Below are 7,404 nucleotides of genomic sequence, written 5' to 3'. Positions count from 1 at the left end.
CTTGATAATTCAGCTTATTGTTGGGGTAATAATACAGGAAATGAAAATTCATTAATCTCAAATATACCTGTAAAGATTGATAATATAAAATTTAGTTCAATATCTGTCACTGATTCCAATTACATATATAATCAAAATTAAATGCATAAAATCTAATTAAAAATCAATAAGTCAAATATATGACGTTTTTCTTTCATTGATTGGAAACAAATATAAATCTAGTGTCCCCAAGCTCACGTTCATTAAATTTTAAAGAGGAGATCTCACATGTTTAACAAAAGTAGATTATTAAGAAAAATTGCACTTTCTTGCGCATTACTTCCTATATCTCTAGTAGCAAATGCTTTTTCGATTCATGGGCTAGATGGAAAATGTCTGGATGTAAGATTTTCTAATACAGCTAACGGAACACCTGTTCAACTTTGGGATTGTAACGGTTCTGATGCGCAAAATTGGTACTTTGATAGAGGCCGTGTGATTGGTATTGGTGGAAAATGTCTCGATGTTCAATATGCAATTACATCTAATGGAACACCGGTACAAATATGGGATTGTAATGGAACTCCAGCACAAAATTGGGGTTTTATTGACAACTCTTTTCTTGGCCTTGCGGGAAGATGTCTTGATGTTCGTTCAGCGAATTCAAATAACGGTACGCCTGTTCAAATTTGGGATTGCGTCAATCAACCACAACAAAAATGGTGGCTTGCTAATTAATTTAAAGTATTGTTATTACAAATTTTTAAACGATTGAATTTGAAGTTATTAGCTTATAAATTTCCATAGAGTTTGTTCTATATTTAATGGATATCCTCTTTGGAATAATTATTGATTTGATTTCGGCCTAAATCTCATCCAATATGAAAAATAACATCTAAAATCAAAAATATGATATAAAAAAAATTAGTTTATGAATAAAATAGTTTTAATATTTTCTATGAATATTATTTGATTTATCATTAATATATTTGAGCTTATAAATGAAAAAAAAATTTAAAACGATAAATTATATCATTTTAAATTTTTTAATCTAAGTGAGTTCTATTTATGTTACTTTTTAAATAACAAATTAATTTGTTGCGTTTGGCAATAGAACATGTGAGCAATTAGGGCAAAATTCAACTGATTTACCGCGCACAATATTATTTAAAATTTGTGGGGATAAACCAATGCGGCAATTACCGCATGCTCTTTCAACAACGCGACAAATTGGACCATTAGGGCTTCGCGTGATTTTAGCAACACGGATATAATGTTGCGCAATACGGTCATCAAGACGAGATAAATAGGAGTCACGGACTTTATTAATTTCGTTTAAACGCCCAGCTGAATTATTTTCAGCTTCTTGAGCTTTTTTTCTTTCGCCTTCAGAAGCACTTGTCGATGCGGATAGTTCTGCTTCTGCTTTTTGAAATAAAGATTTGGAATGCTCAATACGGCTTTCTGTATCGTCTGCTTTCCTTTGCGTATCACGAATTTCGCGCTCAACATGATCTAACTCACGTTTTAAACTTCTGTGGTCATCATCGTTTTTGGCCGCAAAAAGGCGAGCAGAACGCTCTGCTTTACGTTCTTCAAGATCGTCTAATTTTTTATATAAACGACGGAGTTCCGCTTCATTGAAAGACATGTCAGTTCGTGTTTTTGCAATGATTTCTTCGCTAATGCGGGATTTTTTAGCAAGTTCAGAGAGTTCTTTTTGAGCTGCTCTTTGATCTTGCGTAACAAGTCCTGAGTCAATATCGAGTCTGTATAATTGTTCAATGATTTCATAACTTGGATTCAAAGGGAATCTCCTTTTGGGACAAAATATGGCAACTTCTTTTCTTATCATAGCGTTATTTAATTTTCAACGCCTTAGATAAGCAATTAAAGGCCACTTACTAATCTTGCTGATATTAAATTTGGAAGTTTACGGAGACCAGAGATGACTTCGCTTTCAAGTTCTCCGTCAATGCGGATTAAACTCATAGCCATACCGCCTCTACGGTTTCTAGATAACTCAAATTGAGCAATATTGACATTATGTTTTGCAAGATAAGAACCTACATCTCCAATAACACCAGGTCTATCATGATTTTGCATAATGATTAAATCACCATTTGGTTCGATTTCAAATAGAAAGTCATTAATAGAACATAGTCTTTCTAGCTGACCATCGTATAAGACAGCGCCAACAGATATTTTTTCATTTGCATTGCTACCAAATACTTCCAAAAGAATTTCATTTTTAGATGAAGTGGAGTTATTTAAGTTAACTTCAATTTGAATTCCGCGACGGCTTAATAAACGTTCGGCATTAACATAAGAAACAAATTCATCTGATGCATGGGACAGAAAGCCTTTTATACATGACAGTTTAAGAATTTGGAGATCTTCTTTACTAAGACCCGCTTTCACATTTAATTTAATTAAAGAAGGGTGAAAATCAAAAATTTGCGCAGCAACATGAGCCGTTTTTTCAGTTAATACAGAAATTTTGCGAAGATCACCTGAGCCAAGTAAAGAAACATGTGGTAAGTTAACAGGATAATCGACTATTTCACCACGTAAAGCCTTTAATACTTGAATTGCAATGGTTTCACCAATGCGGTATTGGGCTTCAAGAGTACTTGCCCCTATATGAGGAGTCACGATTACATTTGGATGAGAAATAAGTTCTTTTAACGGTTTGGGTTCATTATCAAAAGTATCAATACCAGCACCAGCGATATAACCCTCATTTAGTGTTTTTAGTAGACCTTTTTCAGTAATAATACCACCGCGCGCTGCATTCAATACGTAAGAGCCTTTACGCATTTTTTTTAATTCAACTTCTGTAATCATTCCTTTTGTTTCTTTATTTAAAGGAACATGAATGGATAAAACATCTGATTCTGCAAGTAATTCTTCTAAAGTATTTTTACGCTCCGTAGAATTTCTGCGAAAAACTTCATCTGAAATATAAGGGTCATAAGCAATGACATTCATATCAAAACCTTTGGCAAACTTTGCAACTCGATGCCCTACATTACCCAAGCCAACAATGCCAATTGTTTTTCCACCAAGCTCTGTACCAGTAAAATGGTGACGATTCCATCCACCTTCACTTGTACTGGAATGAGCTGCAGGTATTTTTCTGAGTAAAGATAATAATAGACCTATTGTTAGTTCTGCTGCTGAGTTTGTATTTTTCCCTGGGGTATTTACAACTAGAATTCCTAATTCTGTAGCAAGATCGCAGTCTATATTTCCATATCCAACCGCTGCCCGTGCAACAATTCGTAAATTTTTTCCTGCTCTTAATAATGTGGCATCAACATCTGTTTCAGAGCGGCTGATTAACACATTTGTGTCTTCAATTTCTTTTAAAATAACATCTCTTGGCGCATCTGGGAGATAAACAATATTAAGGGATTCAGTAACAGACAACTCCAGTGGCTGGTTATTGAGTAAATTAAGAGCGACTTCATGGAGCTTTCCTGTTATCAGGATCTTTACGGACTTATCCATTTTTGCTTATTCCTATGATATTTTTAAGTTAAATGTGAATGAAGACCCTCACCTAATTTTGAGAGCACATTGTCTGGGACACCATAATCTAGGAGTTTGCCATTGCCAAGTAAGGCAACGTAGTCAGCGGATTTTAAGGTGTCCAATCTATGAGCTATAACAATGGTTGTTTTGTTTGTGAAGACTTTTTTGATAGCCTCTTGAATTAAATTTTCTGTTTCTAAGTCAACACTGGCTGTTGCTTCGTCCATAAGAATTATTTTAGCATTACTTAATATAGCTCTAGCCATGCATAAAAGTTGTCTTTGTCCTACAGAAAAATTTCCTCCCTTTTCTGCTATTTCATAATTTAATTTTCCAGGTAAAGATTCAATGTATTGGGATAACTGAACTTCTTTTAATGCCTTCCAAATTTGATCGTCTGTGAATTTATGAGTCCTATCTAAATTATATTTTAAGGTACCAGAAAAAAGATGTGGCTCTTGTGGAACAATGGCAAAAATTGAGCGTGCGTCTTCTAATGGAATTTTGGTAATATCAATACCGTCTACAATAATTTCACCCGAGTGAAAATAGATCATTCGATAAAATGCTTGAAATAAAGTACTTTTACCAGCACCCGTTCTTCCAATAATTCCTATTTTTTTTCCTGCTTGAAAAGTAATATTTAAATTATTTATAATTATAGGTAAATCTTCACGGTAAGATGAAACTAAATTTTTAATTATGACTTCACCTTGGTTAGGCCAGTTTTTAGTTGTATTTTTTAAAGATATTTCATTTATTTTATGCTCTGAAGGTAAATTTTTATATTCAATAATTCTTTCAATACTAACCATTTTTGATTCTATCATAGATAAACTTCTTGTTAGCCATTGCATTATTGAATCTAGCCCAATTGTTAAACTCATTAAAAATCCGGCTTGACCTACCCCAATTTTTCCGATCGTAACAAAATAAATTGCTATAATTGTAATTGTTAAAGTAAAAAATTCGGAAGTAACTTTTAATCTTAAGTTAAGCCAACGTAAAATTCTGCTTTGTAAAAGTGTTGCTTTGGCAAAATCTTGAGAAATTAAAACTAATTGTTGAATAAACTCGTTTGTTTTTCCATATGCTCTAATGGTCTGATAACCTACTACAGATTCAGAAAATAAACTCCAAATAGGTGTTTCTAATATTTTTGTATATCTTTGAATTTCTCTAGATGATGCTTTAAATATTTTTTGAATTTTATAGTAAAAAAATCCACAAGGAATAATTGAAAAAATAGCAAAAGGAGCTTGAATTAAAACTATGATTGTAATGATTATAAGTTCTATAAATGTACTAAACATATCAGCAAAAATATTTGGAATTTCATCTTTGGCTTGAATATAATCTCCGCTAAATCTTCTAATTAATCTACCAGATGGATTTTCATCCATAAAAGTAACACGAACATTTGAAAAACTTTCTACCATTTGGTCATGCAAAACTCTTGCGCCATTGGATAAAAAACCTATAAGTATCAACCAATCTAAAGCTCTAATAATAATAGTAACTAAACAGAATCCAAAAAAGAAAATTGTTATTTCATTAGGATTAGCATTTTGTAACCAAGTTTTTGTTTGATTAATAATGCTATATGAGCTTTGGCAAGAAATGGTCGTACAATTATCAACCCATAAAGAAACTATATAACGAAAAGCGCTTTCTGCAAAGCTTGCAATAAAAACTAATGTAAAAATAATAGGAGCAAAAATTTTGATACCTTGCATGGAATTTAAATACCTTGCAAATAGTTCAAATCCTATTGATCCTTCTTGTCTTTTTTCTTTAGAAATAAAAGTATTAGTGTTTTCCATAATTATTTAAACCTAATAAAAATTGATTTAATCTTGAATTTTGATTTTTAATAAGATCGCTATATTTTCCTTGTTCTAGTAATTTTCCGGAATCAATGAAAATAATAGAATGAGAATGATTTAAAAATTCTAATCTATGAGTAGCCCAAATTATCGTTTTTTGATAACCCCACTCACCTAAAAATATATTTTGGACGAGTTCTTTTTCTGTTTTAACATCTACTGCACTTAAAGGATCATCTAAAATAATAAAAGATGAATTCGCAAATGCACTTCTTGATAAACTCACTCTTTGTTTTTGACCGCCAGATAAGTTAACGCCCCGTTCTCCTATTTCGGTATCTAGACCATTATCTAGTTGCTTTAGATCTGTTTTAAAACTTGCCACATATAATGAATTAATAATTTCGCTATCATTTACATAAGAATGATTATCTTGTTTGTATTTTAGAGGAATATTTTCACGAATTGTGCTACTCATGATAAAAGCTTCTTGAGGTACATAACTTTGTATAGCTCGTAATAATTGAATTCCAGTCTCAGTATGAACATTTCCTGTTATTGATTTAATTTCATTATTTATATTTATTTTTAAATTAAAATATACATTACCAGATGTGGGAATAATATCTCCCATAATGATTTGAATTAATAATGATTTTCCTGAAGCTACTGGTCCAACAATGGCAATTATTTTATTTTCTGGGATTTCAAATGAAATATTTTGAAGGACATAAGGCTCATTTTCAGAAAAACGAAGTGAAATATTTTCAATTTGAAAAGAAATTGAAATTTTATATTTTTCCTTTTTATTTATTATTTTATCTATTAAAATATTTGTTTCTTCATCATAATTTATTATATTTTTTGGTAAAAATTCCTCGGTTTGAGTTCTAGATAAATAAAATTTTTGAAGCCTTTTTGAAGCGACTACTGCTTGTGACCAGGCATTTACAAACCAAGGTAACGGAGTAATTTGTTGCCCTAAAATACCTGCAAGCCAAATGGCTGCAAAAATAGTGGATGCTTGTTTGTTTCCATTAAAATAAACAATTCCTGCAAAAATTGCGCTACTGACAACCATCCACCAATTGTGTGTAATCGCAAAGGCTGAGCAATATTTTGCCGTAATTTTTAAATCTTGTTTATATTCGGATAAGGTTGCCTGATTGATTTCATTTCTAAAATGATTGCCCCAACCAAAATAGCGTACAAGACGCATTCCTTGTACCCATTCTGTTACAAGCTGTAACCTTCTATCGCCTCTTCGCATCATTTCATGATGTAGTTTATTTCCAATCCAAGTAAAAAATAAGTTTATGGGAATTTGCATTAACACAATTGCAAAACCAAGCCACGCAATATTTCCAATGGTTGCGATCATGACAATCATCACAAAAACGCATGAAGCCATTAAAACAGGAATATCTACCATTCCATGTGCTAGGTAATTTCCTAAAAAACGTGCGTCGTTTTGTGCCATATTGGTGATATCGCCTGTTTGAAAAGTGGCTCTATCCTTTTTACTTATAAATAGTAAATGTGTATAAATATATTGCATTAGTTTGAAAGGAATTCTCCAAGAAAGAAGCATCTCTTTTTCAATTTTTTGCGCATGAAGGCTTGCTGCTAAAACATTAAGCAAAAAAATAATTAAGGCAAGTATGATTGCAAAATGGAAAGTTTCATTTAGCGAAGGGTTCTGATAGAATAAACTTATTAATCGGAAATTTTCAGATGAACTTTCAAAACTTCTTAAAAGTTGAATTGCCGTTAAAGCAGAAATTAAGGATGCTATCACATCGCTTACGTGAATAAAAAACATAAAAATAAATTGTTTTTTTTCAAATGTTAAAAGAGAGCGAAAAGGAGATTGTCTTAATAATGGAATTGCTACTTTAAACTCAGGATAGTTATCTTTATTATCTAGAGTTTTGTTTACATAATCAATTGAATTTAGATCGCTTTTTTGAGTAGCTCTTTTCCCCAGTTTTTTCATTAAAGGGGTTACATCTGAAAAAGATAATTTTTGCCAAAGTGATGTTTTGTTTTGGTTCAAAGTTCG

The 7,404-nt window shown here is 31.8% G+C and carries 5 protein-coding genes; 1 reads left to right on the top strand and 4 read right to left on the bottom strand.

Going from position 1 to position 7,404, the window contains the following annotated elements; genetic code table 11:
* Positions 1-267 precede the first annotated feature (267 nt).
* On the top strand, positions 268-717 hold the full coding sequence (locus GCL60_RS04330; RefSeq protein WP_153418643.1) for an RICIN domain-containing protein: 450 nt from the start codon (positions 268-270) through the stop codon (positions 715-717).
* A 352-nt stretch (positions 718-1,069) separates the two neighbouring features.
* On the opposite strand, the gene GCL60_RS04325 is transcribed toward GCL60_RS04330, so the two are convergent.
* The 4 genes from GCL60_RS04325 to GCL60_RS04310 all read right to left on the bottom strand — a co-directional run bounded on the left by GCL60_RS04325 (position 1,070) and on the right by GCL60_RS04310 (position 7,398).
* Complete coding sequence (locus tag GCL60_RS04325; protein WP_161998075.1) at positions 1,070-1,786, bottom strand: zinc ribbon domain-containing protein; 717 nt, start codon at positions 1,784-1,786, stop codon at positions 1,070-1,072.
* An 83-nt stretch (positions 1,787-1,869) separates the two neighbouring features.
* On the bottom strand, positions 1,870-3,492 hold the full coding sequence (serA, locus tag GCL60_RS04320) for a phosphoglycerate dehydrogenase (RefSeq protein ID WP_153418641.1): 1,623 nt from the start codon (positions 3,490-3,492) through the stop codon (positions 1,870-1,872).
* A gap of 23 nt (positions 3,493-3,515) precedes the next feature.
* Positions 3,516-5,339 (bottom strand): ATP-binding cassette domain-containing protein, encoded by a 1,824-nt coding sequence (locus tag GCL60_RS04315; RefSeq protein WP_153418640.1) that lies wholly within the window; start codon positions 5,337-5,339, stop codon positions 3,516-3,518.
* Entirely contained in the window at positions 5,326-7,398 is a 2,073-nt protein-coding gene (locus GCL60_RS04310; RefSeq protein WP_153418639.1) for an ATP-binding cassette domain-containing protein, read from the bottom strand. The genes GCL60_RS04315 and GCL60_RS04310 overlap by 14 nt, the downstream gene beginning before the upstream one ends.
* Positions 7,399-7,404: the final 6 nt, after the last annotated feature.

Origin of the sequence: Silvanigrella paludirubra (assembly GCF_009208775.1) — a bacterium.
GTDB lineage: Bacteria > Bdellovibrionota_B > Oligoflexia > Silvanigrellales > Silvanigrellaceae > Silvanigrella > Silvanigrella paludirubra.
Note: the sequence above shows the minus strand (reverse complement) of the source record. Positions and strands in the feature narration are given on the sequence as shown.